Source organism: Bradyrhizobium sp. (genome assembly GCF_030646015.1).
Lineage (GTDB): Bacteria > Pseudomonadota > Alphaproteobacteria > Rhizobiales > Xanthobacteraceae > Bradyrhizobium.
The window spans coordinates 24,304-38,664 of the sequence record NZ_JAUSLT010000069.1 but is presented as its reverse complement, the minus strand read 5'-3'; the positions used below and the strand labels follow the sequence as shown (position 1 = coordinate 38,664).

Sequence of the window (14,361 nt, the reverse complement as noted above, 5' to 3'; positions counted from 1 at the left end):
GGAACCCTGGCCTTTTCCAGGAACGATGCCCCACGCGACGAATTGGGTAGGGATTGCGTGCTGTGCAAAGCCAGCGTGCATCAGCCAGAAGGAGTTGCTCATGCGGAACAGGATATTGGCCGTTGCTGCCATCATCGGCGTCATCGGCGCACCGATCGCGGCGCAGGCGCAAAGCGACATCACCACGGGCGCCGCGCGCGGCAACACCGTTGTTATCACCGAGTCCGATGGCATTGGCCCCGATCGCCGTCCGGCCTTCCGCGAATATGTCATTCGCGAGAAGGTGCCGACCTTCACGATCCCGGATCGCGTGGTGGTCGGCGGCGTGCTGCCGGAAGCCGGCATCACCTATTACGACGTGCCGCAGACCTACGGCCAGACGACGTACCGCTACACCGTGGTGAACGGGCAGACCGTGCTGGTCGAACCGCGCACCCGCCGTATCGTTCAGGTGGTCGATTAAGGGTTCAACGGCCTGAACGAAATGTCCGGACGGCCGCAGCGGCGCTTTCCGGACATCAAAGGCCCCGTCCGGTCTCCCCCACCGGGCGGGGCTTTGCTTTGGCGTGTTGATATTTGAACGCTGCATCAGCAGATCGGCCGCGTAGCCCGGATGGAGCGAGCGGGTCGGCGCGAAGCGCCGCCCCGATGGCGCAATCCGGGAATCGATGCGGGGAAGGCCCCGGATTTCGCAAGGGTTCCATCCGGGCTACGGGCTTTCGGATTCAATTTTCAAGCACCACCTGCAAACGCAGTTTCGCGATCTCGCGGCGCCATTCGCCCGAGGTTTGCCAGCAAATTTCCTTCACCCTCCGGTCAGAGGGTGCAGGGAAAGCCGGGTGCGCGCTGCACCCGCGGTCTCGTGTGCAATAGGGTAGAGGTAGGCGGCACACGAGCATACAGGTGAAGCGGAGGCATCCGGCTTTCCCTGCGCAGTGGTTTACGACTTATACGTGCTCTCCTCGGTGAGCCCTGCACTTTTGCCACCGTTGCCCGCGCGTGAGCGCGAACTTGACACCAGCCTTTGGGGTGTCGGAACCACACGACTTCGCCATCCGCAGCGGGCATCGCCCGTCTCGCGTTGCCGCTGCGTCCACCGCAACCCGTCCCCACGTTCGTGACGTTCGCGAAACGCCCCTCTTGGTGGGGCGGGATGGCGAAACATATAGCCCGATTTTTAGTTTCTGAAAATCAGAATATTTTTGCACCGAGGACTTGACGGACTTTAGAGGTGATTTGCCCGTCGGGTAGATTTGTTGAATTTGCTGAAGAATTTTATCGTTTTCCCGCAGCGCGACCCACGAAAAATTTTTGACGGGTGCTGTTGGGCCCGTGTCCCGGACGCGGTGCAGCGTTCTTCACGCTGCTCCGCAGAGCCGGGACCCATGGCACCGGCACAACCGCATGGGCCCCGGCTCTGCAGCGCTCCGCTTCGCGCTGCGCAGCGTCCGGGGCACGAGACCTAATCCTGTATCTCGGAAAAGTCCGCCACCGCGCGCGTGGCGGCGCGGATTTCATTGAGCAGCTTCAGGCGGTTCTCGCGCACCTGGGCGTTGTCGTCGTTGACCTTGACGTGCTCGAAGAACGCATCGACCGCCGGGCGCAGTTTTGCGATCGCGCTCATTGCACCGGCATAGTCTTCCTTCGTGACGGCGGCGCCGGCTTCGTCCCTCACCTGATCTATGGCTTTCGCGAGCGCCTTCTCTTCATTTAGGCTGTAAAGCGCGACATCAGCCGCACCGCTGTAAGCCCTACCGTCTTTCTTCTCCTCGATACGCAGAATATTCGCCGCGCGCTTGGTGCCCGCGAGCAGGTTCTTGCCGTCATCGGTATCGAGAAATTTTCCGAGCGCCTCGACACGATCGACTATCGAGACAAGAGGCTGCCCTTGAACCAATGACGCAGCACTTAAAACCGCATCGACGAGATCGTGCCTCGCCTTTTGATCTCTCAATTGAACCTTGAGCCGATCTTCGAAGAACGACATCAGGAGATCGGTCTGAGTTGGGGCATCTACGCTTATTGCAGTGTACGAACTCTTGAAATGTTCTTCAACAACGGTTCGCAAACTGACTTTGACACGTCGCTCAAGAACAATTCTAATCACGCCCAGCGCGGCTCTACGCAACGCATATGGATCCTTGCTCCCCGTCGGCTTTTCATCGATCGCCCAAAAACCGACCAACGTATCGAGCTTATCCGCTAGCGCCACCGCAACACTCACCGGATCGGTCGGCACGCGATCCGTCGGCCCCTGCGGCTTGTAATGCTCTTCGCTCGACGCCGCGACGGAAGCATCCTCGCCCTGCGCCAGCGCGTAATACTTCCCCATCAAGCCTTGCAGTTCCGGAAACTCGCCGACCACCTCGGTCAGCAAATCCGCCTTCGCCAACCGCGCGGCGCGCCTGGTCTTTTCGACGTCGGCGCCGACCAGCGGCGCGATCTCCGCCGCCAATCGCTCGATGCGCTTGATGCGCTCGCCCTGGGTGCCGAGCTTCTCGTGAAACACGATGTTCTCGAATTTCGGCAGCCGGTCTTCCAGCTTTGTCTTGAGATCGGTCTCATAGAAAAACTTCGCATCGCTCAGCCGCGCGCGGATGACGCGTTCGTTGCCGGCGATGATGGCCTTGCCGCCGTCGCTGGCTTCGATATTTGCCGTGAGGATGAACTTGTTGGTCAGTTTTCCCGTCTTGGGATCGCTCACCACAAAGCACTTCTGGTTATTGCGGATGGTGGCGCGGATCACTTCGCCCGGAATGGACAGAAACTCCGGATCGAACGATCCCATCAGCACCACGGGCCATTCGACCAGCCCCGACACCTCGTCGAGCAGCACCTGGTCCTCGACCAGTTCAAAACCCTGCGCGAAGGCGAGCTGTTTGGCGTCGGTGAGGATGGCGTCCTTGCGGCGCTGCGGGTCGAGCACGACCCTGGCGTCCAGCAGTTTGGCTTCGTAATCCTCGAAGCGGCGCACGGCTATCGCATCCGGCGCCATGAAGCGGTGGCCAAACGTGGTCTGGCCGGCCTCGATGCCGTCGATGGCAAATTTCACGATTTCGGGTTGTTCGGTCTCGAGCCCGAAGGTCGCGACGATGGAATGCAGCGGCCGCACCCAGCTCAGTGCGCCCGGCTTAGCCGAGCGCTCGCCCCAGCGCATCTGCTTCGGCCACGAGAAGGTGCGGATGATGACCGGCAGTATGTCGGCGAGCACGTCCAGCGTGGCGCGGCCGGGCTTTTCGATCAGCGCGATGTAGAAATCGCCCTTCTTGGGATCGTGCTGGATCTTGGCTTCGTCGAGCGACTTCAGCCCGGTGGCTTTCAAAAAGCCCTGCACGGCCGCGTCCGGTCCGCCGACGCGCGGGCCCTTGCGCTCTTCCTTGAGGTCCGACTGGCGCGCGGGAATGCCGTGCACCGTCAGCGTCAGCCGCCGCGGCGTCGCGAACGCCTTGGCGCCTTCATAGACCAGGCCTTCGGCGACGAGCTTGTCCGTCACCATGCGGCGCAGATCGTCGGCCGCCTTCGCCTGCATGCGCGCGGGAATTTCTTCGGAGAACAGTTCGAGGAGAAGATCGGGCATCAGGCCGCCCTGCCCGCTTCGGTGTGGACCCAGGCTTCGCCGCAGGCTTTGGCCAGTTCGCGCACGCGCATGATGTAGCTCTGCCGCTCGGTGACCGAGATCACGCCGCGGGCATCGAGCAGGTTGAAGGCGTGGCTGGCCTTGATGCACTGGTCGAAGGCCGGCAGCGCCATCTGGTGCGCTTCGCGTTTGCCGTTCTTCCAGCCGGCGTCGAGATATTTCCTGCAGGCTTCCTCGGCCATCGAAAACTGCCTGAACAGCATGTCGGCGTCGGAGTGCTCAAAATTGTGCCGCGAATATTCCTGCTCGGCCTGCAGGAAGACGTCGCCATAGGTCACCTTGTCGGCGCCCTCGCGGCCGTTGAAGTTGAGGTCGTAGACGCGGTCAACGCCCTGCACATACATTGCGAGGCGCTCCAGCCCGTAAGTCAGCTCGCCGGCGACCGGCGAGCATTCGACGCCGGCGACCTGCTGGAAATAAGTGAACTGGCTCACTTCCATGCCGTCGCACCAGCACTCCCAGCCCAGCCCCCAGGCGCCCAGCGTCGGGCTTTCCCAGTCGTCCTCGACAAAGCGGATGTCGTGCAGCGCGGAGTCGATGCCGATCGCGGCCAGCGACTTCAGGTACAGGTCCTGCAGGTCCGGCGGCGACGGTTTGATGATGACCTGAAACTGGTAATAGTGCTGCAGCCGGTTGGGATTTTCGCCGTAGCGGCCGTCTTTCGGCCGGCGCGAGGGCTGCACGTAGGCGGCCTTCCACGGCCGCGGCCCCAGCGCGCGCAAGGTCGTTGCCGGATGGAAGGTGCCGGCGCCCATTTCCATGTCGTAAGGCTGCAGGATCACGCAGCCCTGATCGGCCCAGAACCGCTGCAGGGCCAGAATAAAGCCCTGGAACGAGCGTTCCGGGCGCATGTGGGCGGGAATGGCGTCCATCGTCAGAATCGGTCTCGCAAGGGGGGCTGAAAGAGCGCGGACCGTATCGGCGGGGAAGCGGGGAATCAAGGCAATCCCGGGAACCTTGGGCGGCCCAAGCGGTTAGCGTTGGGAATGACGGCGCGCCGGAGTTCGTGATTGATCTCGATGGGATCGTGAACGCAAGGCCCCGAAGCGTCCGTTACAACGAACCGTCCTCCAGGCTTGCTCGCCGGCTCTTACGGGTGGTGCCCCACCCCGAGGCCGGCGCAAGTGTTTTTGGGGGGCCTCACAGAAATCGTAGGGTGGGCAAAGGCGCGCGCTTCGCGCCGTGCCCACCATCTTTATCCAAATCGTTATCTGAATGGTGGGCACGCCGTCGGGTACGCGCATTCGCGCGACCCGTCGGCTTTGCCCACCCTACGGCCCTGGTCACCCCGGCCGATAGGCGCCGGTGTTGGGATCCCGCCGCAGGGTCGGAATGTCGGTCGAGCTGACCGTCTCGGCGACCCGTGCCAGCCGCGCCTCTTCCAGTTCGCGGTTGACCCGCTTGGCGGTGCGGTACGCCCAGCGGACCACGGCCAGACTACCCAGGGCGCCTGCAAATGCGATCAGCGGTGGCATCGGTCGATCCTCGTCGTTCATGCGTCAGCCCCGAGTGACAGTCTCGCGCAAGCCGGCGCTGGCCGCAATCGCCTTGTCCGGGGCCAAATGGCGCGGGGCATTCCATCCTCAGAACCCAAATTTGGCCCAAATTGCCCTTGTCTCCAGCGCGGAAATCAGTTCGTCCGGCAGGCTGGCGACACCTTCCAGCGACGCCAGGGCTCCGGCGCCGGCCGATTTGCGGCCCAGCAGGCCGGACAGCATCCCGCTCGGCGGTGCCACCACCGGCGTCAGCACCTTGTCGCCGTAGCGGGCGCGCAGCGTCGAGCGCAGGTCGCCGATAGCGTCGGCGAGGCCGAGCGACACCGAGCTTTCGCCGGCCCAGTATTCGCCCGAGAACAGCACGTCCTCGGCGCCCTTCAGGCGGCTGCCGCGGCTCTGCTTGACCAGCGCGATGAAGATGGCGTGGATCTCGCGCTGCAAAGCCTTCACCCGTGCGACGTCGTCGGGGTTTTCCGGCAGGAACGGATCGAGCATCGCCTTGCGGGCGCCGGCCGTATACAACCGCCGCTCGACGCCGATCTTCTTGATCAGCTCCTGAAAGCCGAAGGTGCCGCCGACCACGCCGATCGAGCCCAGGATCGAGGAGGGATCGCAAAAAATCTCGTCACCCGCGCAGGCGATCATGTAGCCGCCGGACGCCGCCACGTCCTCGACGAACACCAGCACCGGCAATTTCTTTTCCGCCGCGAGTTGCCGGATCCGCAGGTAAATCTGTCGTGATTGCACCGGCGATCCGCCGGGCGAATTGATCACCAGTGCCACCGCCTTGGCATGTTTCATGGCAAAGGCGCGCTCCAGCGTCCTGCTAACGCCGGCCAGCGACATGCCCGGCCGCAACGGCGTCACCGCGCCGATCACACCCGACAGCCGCACCACCGGCACGACGGCAGCCCCTCGCCGCAGACGCGCCGGAACCAGTTGCATCAGCCGGTCGATCACAACAGCGATACCGCCGCGTGGTTCAGTTGGTTCGGTCATGCGTTTACCTCAAAGTTAACCATATTTTATCACGCCGATGTCATTACAGGGGCTGGAACGCCGTTTGCTTTGTGCTGGTTATCAGGCTGCAAGGGCGCAGTGGAGAAAGACATGAAGATCTATCTGCTGGTGATGCTGATTGGCGCACTTTTGACGGCGATTCACTTCACTTCCGTGCCGGACCAACGCTCGGAAACGCTTCCGCAGTAGCGTTTCGCCACGACGGCCGGACCTCATGGCATTGCCAATGGCAATACCCCCTTCCCCGCCAGAATATTCTGCACCTGTTTATTAGTCAGCGCTGACTCATCATTGAGCATCAGCGCCGCAAGAAGTTGAACGGGCGACCTGCCGCCCTTCACCGCGCGAACCAGGACGCGAATCGCCGGGTTCCCGGGGGCACCATGAACCGGCAGGATCACGAGACTCCCAAACCCGCGATCCAGCGCCGCCAGCACCTCCGCAATTCCGTCGGCGCGCCAGATCAAACTCAGCACACCGCCGGATTTGAGGATTCGCCGCGCCGCGTGGATCCAGCTCTCCAGCGTTGAGGCATCTGCCACATGGGCCCGTGCCTTGTCCGGCGAGGCGCGGTGCCTGATGGCATCGTTGAACGGCGGATTCATCAATACGACGTCGATGCTATCAGGGCCAAGTCCGGCGGCGGCGAACGCGGCGGCGGTGGACGCCACATCCAGCACGATAGTCTCGGCCGCGATCGCATTGGCGGCGGCATTTTCCCGGGCCAGTCCCGTGAGACCGGCATCGATCTCGACCAGCACGAGTTTTATTCCAGCCACACGGCTGGCGACCGCGAGCCCCGCGGCACCGACGCCGGCGCCGAATTCAACCACGCGATCCCCAGGGCGAGCCGGCGTCGCCGCGGCCAGCAGCATGGCGTCATGGCCGGCGCGGTGGCCGGATCGCGGCTGACGCAGCCGCAATTGCCCGCCGAGGAAGGCATCCTCGGTGACGTCTTCGGTCAAGGCTTTCCCGGTCAAGGTAATCTCGGTCAAGGTCTTGGCGGAATCAGTCATCGGCCCGCAGCTCGTGGGCGAGGCCGGCATCGCTGAGGATCTGCCGCGCCTCGCGGTTGTCGTCCTCATGGACCAGAATACGGCGCGGCAGCATGCCGATCGAACCTTCGAGCACGCTCATGTTCTGGTCCAGCACCAGATGGTGAATATGGGCGCCGTCGAGCAGCGCGCCGACCGCCGAAACCAGCACGATATCGTTGGTCCGAACCAGTTCCCGCAATTGTGGCGCTCCTTTGCCGATCCGCTGCAGGGTGGCCGGGCGCGTGTCAACCGCTACCTGATCTTTACCTGCTCTTGCCGCATACCCCCGCAGTTTCTATTGTTATAGCTTAAAGGTAGTCCTGATAGGGCAAATGTGGAGACCAGCGTGGCGGTTATTGTACCCTTCGAGAGCCCATCGAACGCGACGATAGATGAGCTGGTCGGGCTCGTCGCCGCCGACATGGAGCGGGTCAACGCGACGATCCTGTCGCGGACCGGCTCGGAAGTGACCATGATCCCGGAGGTCGCCAACCACCTGATTTCCTCAGGCGGCAAACGGCTGCGCCCGATGCTGACGCTGGCGATGGCCAACCTCACCGGCTATTCCGGCGACGGCCATATCAAGCTCGCGGCCGCGGTCGAGTTCATGCATACCGCCACGCTGCTGCATGACGACGTGGTCGACGAAAGCGAGTTGCGGCGCGGCAAATTGTCCGCGCGCATGCTGTGGGGCAACGAGGCCAGCGTGCTGGTCGGCGACTTCCTGCTCGGCCAGGCGTTCCGGATGATGGTCGAGGTCGGCTCGCTGCGCGCGCTCGACATCCTGTCATCGGCCGCGGCCACCATCGCCGAAGGCGAAGTGATGCAGCTGGCGGCGGCGAAGAACACCGCCACCACCGAGGACGAATATCTCGCCGTGATCCGCGGCAAGACCGCCGAGCTGTTCGCCGCGGCCTGCGAGGTCGGCCCCGTGATCGCCAATCGCCCGAAGGCCGAACAGACCGCGTGCCGCTCGGTCGGCATGAATCTCGGCATCGCCTTCCAGCTGGTCGACGACGTGCTCGACTATGGTGGTAAAGCGGCAAAACTCGGCAAGAACATCGGCGACGATTTCCGCGAAGGCAAGATCACGCTACCGGTGGTGCTGGCGTTCCGCCGCGGCAATGACAGTGAGCGCGCGTTCTGGGTCAAGGCGCTGGAGCGCGGCGAAATCGCCGACGGCGATCTCGATCACGCCATCGGGCTGATGACCAAGCATCGCGCGCTGGAAGACACCATCAACCGCGCCCAGCATTACGGCGCGATGGCGGTCGACGCGCTGGCGCTGTTCCCGGCCTCGCCGATGAAGACCGCGCTGGAGCAGGTGGTGGCGTTCTGCCTGGCGAGGTCGCATTAGGGGCGGTGCCGTAGCGCCGTAGGGTGGGCAAAGGCGCCCTTGCGCCGTGCCCACCATCTTTTTCATCGGAAATTCTGAAACATTGGTGGGCACGCTTTCGCCTGCGCTCTGCGAGCTACGGCGGAAGCTTTGCCCACCCTACGAAAATAGTTCGAGCTAACTCAAAATCCCCGCATGCACCCACCAGCCGGGGTGATCGAGCTGGATCTTCTGCGCCGCGCGCCCGGCGTCGGCGGTGTTCTCGTAGATCGCAAAGCAGGTCGCGCCCGATCCCGACATCCGCGCCAGCCAGGCGCCGTTGCTGGCGCTGAGGGCTGCGAGCACCTGGCCGATCACGGGTTCAATGCGCATGGCCGGGGCTTCGAGGTCGTTGGAGCCGGCGGCGAGCGCCTCGACCCAATCTTCCAGCGAGGCGCCTGCTTCCGGCCAGGCCGTGCCCCGCAGCACGTCGGTAGCGCCCACCAGCAACTGGCCGTTGCGCAGGCCGAGCGCCTTGAACACATCCCTGGTGGCGACGGGAACGCGCGGGTTGACCATCACGCAGGGCATCTTCGGCAGGCTGAGCGGCATCAGGGTTTCGCCGACCCCGGTCATGACGCAGGCGTTGGAGTTGAGGCATACCGGCACATCGGCGCCGGTCAGCCGCGCCACCTCGATCAGGCGGGGATCGTCGAGCGCAAGGCCGTTGGCTTGCGCCAGCAGCCGCAGCGCCGCGGCGGCATCGGCCGAACCGCCGCCGATGCCGGCGGCGACCGGCAGCATCTTGTCGAGGGTGAAATCGCCGAGCACAAGGTCCGGCACGCGCTCGGAGAGCAGCTGCGCCGCTTTGAACACCAGATTGTCTTCAGGCTCGCCGCAGGCCTGCGCCAGCGGCCCTGACGTCGCGAGATGGAGGCTGGAGCCGGGCGTCAGGCTGAGCCTGTCGGCGCAATCGGCGAACGCCACCACGCTTTCGAGGTCGTGATAGCCGTCGACGCGCCGCCCGACCACCCGCAGGGTCAGGTTGACCTTGGCACGCCCCTCTTCCGTTAACGCCGGCATAACCGACCCAGCCCTTCGATCAGCCGTGCTCAACCGCAATCAACCGCCCTTGCCGTCTTCTTTTTTCTTGTCCGCGGAGGCCGCCGACGAGGTGTCTTCCGGCAGCCCGTTTTCGATCTTGGCCTCGATCTTCGGCAGTTCGTCCGGCTCGGGCTTCAGGTCGCGGGCGTGGGCCCACTGGAATTTGGCCTCCAGGGTGCGGCCGACGCGCCAATAGGCATCGCCGAGATGGTCGTTGATGGTCGGATCTTCCGGCTTGAGGTCGATCGCGCGCTCGAGGTTCTTCACCGCGTCCTCGTAATTTCCGATGCGGTAATAGGCCCAGCCGAGCGAGTCCACGATGTAGCCGTCGTCCGGGCGCTGCTCGACGGCGCGCTTGATCATCTTCATGCCCTCGTCGAGATTGATGCCCTGATCGATCCACGAGTAGCCGAGATAGTTCAGCACGTGGGGCTGCTCGGGTTGCAGCTCCAGCGCCTTGCGCATGTCGGTTTCCGCCTTGCTCCACTGCTTGGAGCGCTCGAAGCAGATGCCGCGGTAGTAATAGGTCACCCAGGCGCCCTTCTCGGCGCTGGCCGGCATCACATCGATGGCATTGGTGTAGGTCTGCGCGCAGTCGGCGAACCGCTTGCGGCCGCGCTCGATATTGCCGAGCGCCATGATGGCTTCGATATCCTTGGGGTCTTCCGCGGTGACGCCCTTCAGGATCTTGATCGCCTCGTCGCTGCGCTCGGCGGCGTCGAGGTTGGTGGCGAGCTGGATCTGGGCATTGCGCTTCAGCGGCGAGGTGGCCGGCATGCGCTCGTAGACCTTGATCGCCATCGGCGGCTTCTTCACCGACTCGTAGAGATCGGCCAGCGACAGCAGCGCCAGCGGATGATTGGGCGCGAGATAGAGCGAGAGCTGCAGATAGACCAGCGCGAGATCCTCTCCGCCGCGGCGGGTCAGCGTGGCGCCGATACCGTACAGCGCCTCGGCGGCGCCGGCCTGCGACGTCTCCACCAGCGGCGTCAGCTTCTTGCCGGCCCTGGTGTCGCGCAGGCCTTCCTGCACCAAGGGATGCCGCGCCAGCTTCTTGTCGAATGCCGCGTAGACCGCGGTGGCCGCCGCCGGGTCCTTGCCGCGCGACAGCCAGCGCGCATAGGCATCCGCCACCCGCAGCATGGAATCGTCGAGCTTGTAGGCGCGCTCCAGACGGGTGCCGGCGTCCTTTTCCTTGCCCGCGAGTTCCAGGATCATGCCGGAATGCAGGTCCTTGAAGATCGGATACCACTCCGGACCGCTCAGCTTGTCGATATTGGCGACCGCCGCCTTGGTATCGCCGGCGCCGTAGCTGGCCCAGCCCGACAGCAGCGTCGCCACCAGATCGGTGATCGGTCCGCGGATCGACTGATTGATGTTGAGCTGCGCGGTGGCGTATTTCTTCTGCTTCAGGTCGCGCACGCCGACCACGAGGCGGGCGACGCGGTTGGATTTGTCGATCGTCAGAATCCGGTCGGCGAGCTTGACGGCCTCGTCGATGTCGCCGTCCGCCAGCGAGGAGATGAAGGCCCGATCGAGCAGTTCGTTGTTCTTGGGATCGCTGCGCAGCGCCGAGCGGTAGAACGCCGCGGCCGAGGAGGCGTCGCGCTCCACGCTGGCGTGACGGGCGGCCAGATAGCTGCCGGAGGTGGTCAGCGATTTCAGGTCGCTCTTGGTCGGGAACTGGGCCGCGGTGCCGGCGGGATGATCCGGCGTCTGCGCCGACAGCGAAACCGGCAGGGCCAGCGCGGTGAAGGCGAGTGCGGCGAGTATCCGGCGATTGAAACGATTGGAAAACATCAGGGTTTGCCTAGCTCCAGGGATTTCAAGGATCGTCTCGGATGCGAACCCAGCCGGCGGCATCAAGGCAAGCGACAATGCCGCGTTTGGCGTTGAACCGCAAGGATACGGGGTGGCGAATCGGTTGGCAGGAAGCCCCTGTAATCGCCCTACAGACCGGTTTCCCGGCCGGCTTCGTGGCTAGCCTGGCCTGAAAACGCTTTCAGTGTGGCGGTATCGTGGCCGGTGGCCGCGCGGTGGGCCGCCGACTCACGCAATCGTGGTCACATCGCCTCGTAATTCGGGCCGCCGCCGCCCTCCGGCGGAACCCAGGTGATGTTGCCGTTCGGATCCTTGACGTCGCAGGTTTTGCAATGGACGCAATTCTGGGCGTTGATCTGGAAGCGGGGACCGGACGCCTCCTCGACCCATTCATAGACCCCGGCCGGGCAATAGCGGTTGGACGGGCCGGCATAGACATCGTGCTCGGAGGTCTTCTGCAGGTTCATGTCGGCGACCTTGAGGTGAACCGGCTGGTCCTCCTCGTGATTGGTATTGGACATGAACACTGACGAAAGCTTGTCGAACGATATCTTGCCGTCCGGCTTCGGGTACGGAATCGGCGCATGGGCCTTCGCGGCATCGAGCGTCTTGCGGTCGGGTTTGGCATGCGACTGGGTGCCGAACAGCGAGAAGCCCAGCGTGTTGCACCACATGTCGATACCGCCCAGCGCGACGCCGATGATGGTGCCGAACTTCGACCACAGCGGTTTTACATTGCGGACCCGGTGGAGGTCCTTGCCGACGGCCGAATCGCGCCAGCTGTTCTCGTATTCGACCAGTTCGTCATTGCTGCGGCCGGCGCCGAGGGCAGCCGCGACGTGTTCGGCCGCCTGCATGCCGGTGCCCATCGCATTGTGCACGCCCTTGATGCGCGGCACATTGACGAAACCGGCCGCGCAGCCGACCAGCGCGCCGCCGGCGAACGTCAGGCGCGGCACTGACTGGTAGCCGCCCTCGGTGATGGCACGCGCGCCGTAAGCGAGCCGCTTGCCGCCTTCGAACAGCGTGCGGATCGCGGGATGGGTCTTGAAGCGCTGGAATTCGTCGAACGGCGACAGGTACGGATCGTCGTAATTGAGATGCACGACGAATCCGACCGCCACCAGATTGTCGTCATAGTGATAGAGGAACGAACCGCCGCCGGTCGAATTGTTGAGCGGCCAGCCGAACGAATGCTGGATCAGGCCCTTCTGATGTTTGGCCGGATCGATCTGCCAGACCTCCTTGAGGCCGATGCCGAACTTGCCGGGCTCGCTCTTGGCATCGAGCGAGAATTTCGCAATCAGCTGCTTTGTCAGGCTGCCACGGGCGCCCTCGGCAAACAGCGTATACTTGCCGAGCAGTTCCATGCCGCGGGTGAAGGAATCCTTCGGCTTGCCGTCCCTGCCGACGCCCATGTCGCCGGTGGCGATGCCGCGCACCGCGCCCTTTTCATCGTACAGAACTTCCGCCGCGGCAAAGCCCGGATAGATCTCGACGCCGAGCGCTTCGGCCTTCTGCGCCAGCCAGCGGCACACCATGCCGAGCGAGCCGACATAGCAGTGATGATTGTTCATCAGCGGCGGCATCGCGATCGCCGGCAGCGGGATCGCCGACCCCTCGGTCATCCAGAAGAACTTGTCGGTCTTGACCTGGGTCTTGAGCGGGCAGTCGGCATCCTCGCGCCAGTCCGGAACCAGTTTGTCGAGCGACACCGGATCGATCACCGCGCCGGACAGAATATGCGCGCCGACCTCGGAACCCTTCTCCACCACCACGATGGTGAGATCGGCGTTGAGCTGCTTCAGCCGGATCGCAGCAGCCAGCCCGGACGGCCCGGCGCCGACGATCACGACGTCGAATTCCATGGATTCGCGCGGCGGTAATTCTTCGGTGCTCATGATCTGGTCCCGGCCGGTTGAGAACGCCTCTAAACGCCCCCGTTGTTTCCGATTTTTGAGCGGAGAACAACCACCGAAATGCGTTTCGCAACGGCGCCAGACGCTCTAGATTAGCCCGGATGTCGCAGACAACAGCCATGACGCTCGAGAGCCCGCCTACCGTCCAGCAATTGCTCGCCTTTTACCTGGAGGCCGGGGTCGACTGCGCGCTGACGGACGAGCCGGTCAACCGGCTGTCCGACCCCGACCTCATGCCGGCCGCCCGCGAAGCGGCGCCGGCCCAGCCGGTCAGGACCGTTCCGGCGGCTGCCCCCACGATCCCGTCCGCGCGCGCCGAACCGGCGGCGCCGGAGGCCGCCATCCAATCGGCGCGGGAAGCCGCGCGCACCGCGCCATCGCTGGAAGCGCTGCGGGCGCTGATGGAGACCTTCGACGGCTGCGCGCTGAAGTCCACCGCGACGCGGCTGGTGTTCGCCGACGGCAACCCGCAGGCGCGCATCATGTTCGTCGGCGAGGCGCCCGGCCGCGAAGAAGACCTCGAGGGCCTGCCCTTCGTCGGCCGTTCCGGCAAATTGCTGGACCGGATGATCGCGGCGATCGGGCTCGACCGCAGCAGCGTCTACATTGCTAATGTGATTCCCTGGCGCCCGCCCGGCAACCGCACGCCGACGCCGCAGGAAACCCAGATCTGCCTGCCGTTCATCCAGCGCCAGATCGAGCTGGTCAATCCGGACGTGCTGGTGACGCTCGGCAATCCCTCCACGCAAACCCTGCTGTCGACCCGCGAGGGCATCATGAAAACCCGCGGCCGCTGGTTCGACTACGACACCGGCACGCGCCAGATCCGCGCGCTCGCGACTTTCCATCCGGCCTATCTGCTGCGCTCGCCGTCGTACAAAAGGATGGCGTGGCTGGATCTGCGCGCGATCGCGAAGGCGCTGGAACAGGCGAAGTCGTAGGGTGGGCAAAGGCGCCCTTTGCGCCGTGCCCACCATCTCACAACATCACCGCTTCATCGGTGGGCACGCCA

Annotated in this window: 12 protein-coding genes; 3 read left to right on the top strand and 9 right to left on the bottom strand. The window is 64.2% G+C overall.

The features are described 5' to 3' along the window. The first annotated feature begins 100 nt into the window (after window positions 1-100). Window positions 101-463, top strand: a complete 363-nt coding sequence (locus Q7T45_RS10280) for a DUF1236 domain-containing protein (RefSeq protein ID WP_304870345.1) — start codon at window positions 101-103, stop codon at window positions 461-463. Window positions 464-1,462: 999 nt separating this feature from the next. Here Q7T45_RS10280 and glyS read toward each other — a convergent pair. From glyS to Q7T45_RS10250, 6 genes are all read right to left on the bottom strand, one after another. Next, entirely contained in the window at window positions 1,463-3,577 is a 2,115-nt protein-coding gene (gene glyS, locus Q7T45_RS10275) for a glycine--tRNA ligase subunit beta (protein ID WP_304870344.1), read from the bottom strand. Continuing rightward, window positions 3,577-4,509: a glycine--tRNA ligase subunit alpha gene (locus Q7T45_RS10270; RefSeq protein WP_304870342.1), complete on the bottom strand. Its 933-nt coding sequence runs from the start codon at window positions 4,507-4,509 to the stop codon at window positions 3,577-3,579. Before Q7T45_RS10270 ends, glyS begins: the two co-directional genes overlap by 1 nt. Window positions 4,510-4,920: 411 nt before the next feature. Further along, window positions 4,921-5,112, bottom strand: a complete 192-nt coding sequence (locus Q7T45_RS10265) for a hypothetical protein (RefSeq protein WP_304870353.1) — start codon at window positions 5,110-5,112, stop codon at window positions 4,921-4,923. 108 nt (window positions 5,113-5,220) lie between these two features. After that, on the bottom strand, window positions 5,221-6,078 hold the full coding sequence (locus Q7T45_RS10260) for a S49 family peptidase (protein WP_370691252.1): 858 nt from the start codon (window positions 6,076-6,078) through the stop codon (window positions 5,221-5,223). Between the two features lie 287 nt (window positions 6,079-6,365). Next, complete coding sequence (locus Q7T45_RS10255; RefSeq protein ID WP_304870339.1) at window positions 6,366-7,169, bottom strand: tRNA1(Val) (adenine(37)-N6)-methyltransferase; 804 nt, start codon at window positions 7,167-7,169, stop codon at window positions 6,366-6,368. After that, window positions 7,162-7,389 (bottom strand): DUF2007 domain-containing protein, encoded by a 228-nt coding sequence (locus Q7T45_RS10250; RefSeq protein ID WP_304870337.1) that lies wholly within the window; start codon window positions 7,387-7,389, stop codon window positions 7,162-7,164. The genes Q7T45_RS10255 and Q7T45_RS10250 overlap by 8 nt, the downstream gene beginning before the upstream one ends. A gap of 147 nt (window positions 7,390-7,536) precedes the next feature. Between Q7T45_RS10250 and Q7T45_RS10245 the strand changes: the two genes are divergently transcribed. Then, on the top strand, window positions 7,537-8,547 hold the full coding sequence (locus tag Q7T45_RS10245; RefSeq protein WP_304870335.1) for a polyprenyl synthetase family protein: 1,011 nt from the start codon (window positions 7,537-7,539) through the stop codon (window positions 8,545-8,547). 156 nt (window positions 8,548-8,703) lie between these two features. On the opposite strand, the gene Q7T45_RS10240 is transcribed toward Q7T45_RS10245, so the two are convergent. The 3 genes from Q7T45_RS10240 to Q7T45_RS10230 all read right to left on the bottom strand — a co-directional run bounded on the left by Q7T45_RS10240 (window position 8,704) and on the right by Q7T45_RS10230 (window position 13,331). Then, entirely contained in the window at window positions 8,704-9,588 is an 885-nt protein-coding gene (locus Q7T45_RS10240; protein WP_304870333.1) for a 4-(cytidine 5'-diphospho)-2-C-methyl-D-erythritol kinase, read from the bottom strand. 39 nt (window positions 9,589-9,627) lie between these two features. Further along, entirely contained in the window at window positions 9,628-11,409 is a 1,782-nt protein-coding gene (locus tag Q7T45_RS10235) for a tetratricopeptide repeat protein (RefSeq protein WP_304870331.1), read from the bottom strand. A 263-nt stretch (window positions 11,410-11,672) separates the two neighbouring features. Then, window positions 11,673-13,331: an electron transfer flavoprotein-ubiquinone oxidoreductase gene (locus Q7T45_RS10230; RefSeq protein ID WP_304870329.1), complete on the bottom strand. Its 1,659-nt coding sequence runs from the start codon at window positions 13,329-13,331 to the stop codon at window positions 11,673-11,675. A 137-nt stretch (window positions 13,332-13,468) separates the two neighbouring features. Here Q7T45_RS10230 and Q7T45_RS10225 point away from each other — a divergent pair, with 137 nt between their 5' ends. Next, window positions 13,469-14,290 (top strand): uracil-DNA glycosylase family protein, encoded by an 822-nt coding sequence (locus tag Q7T45_RS10225; RefSeq protein WP_304870351.1) that lies wholly within the window; start codon window positions 13,469-13,471, stop codon window positions 14,288-14,290. Window positions 14,291-14,361: the final 71 nt, after the last annotated feature.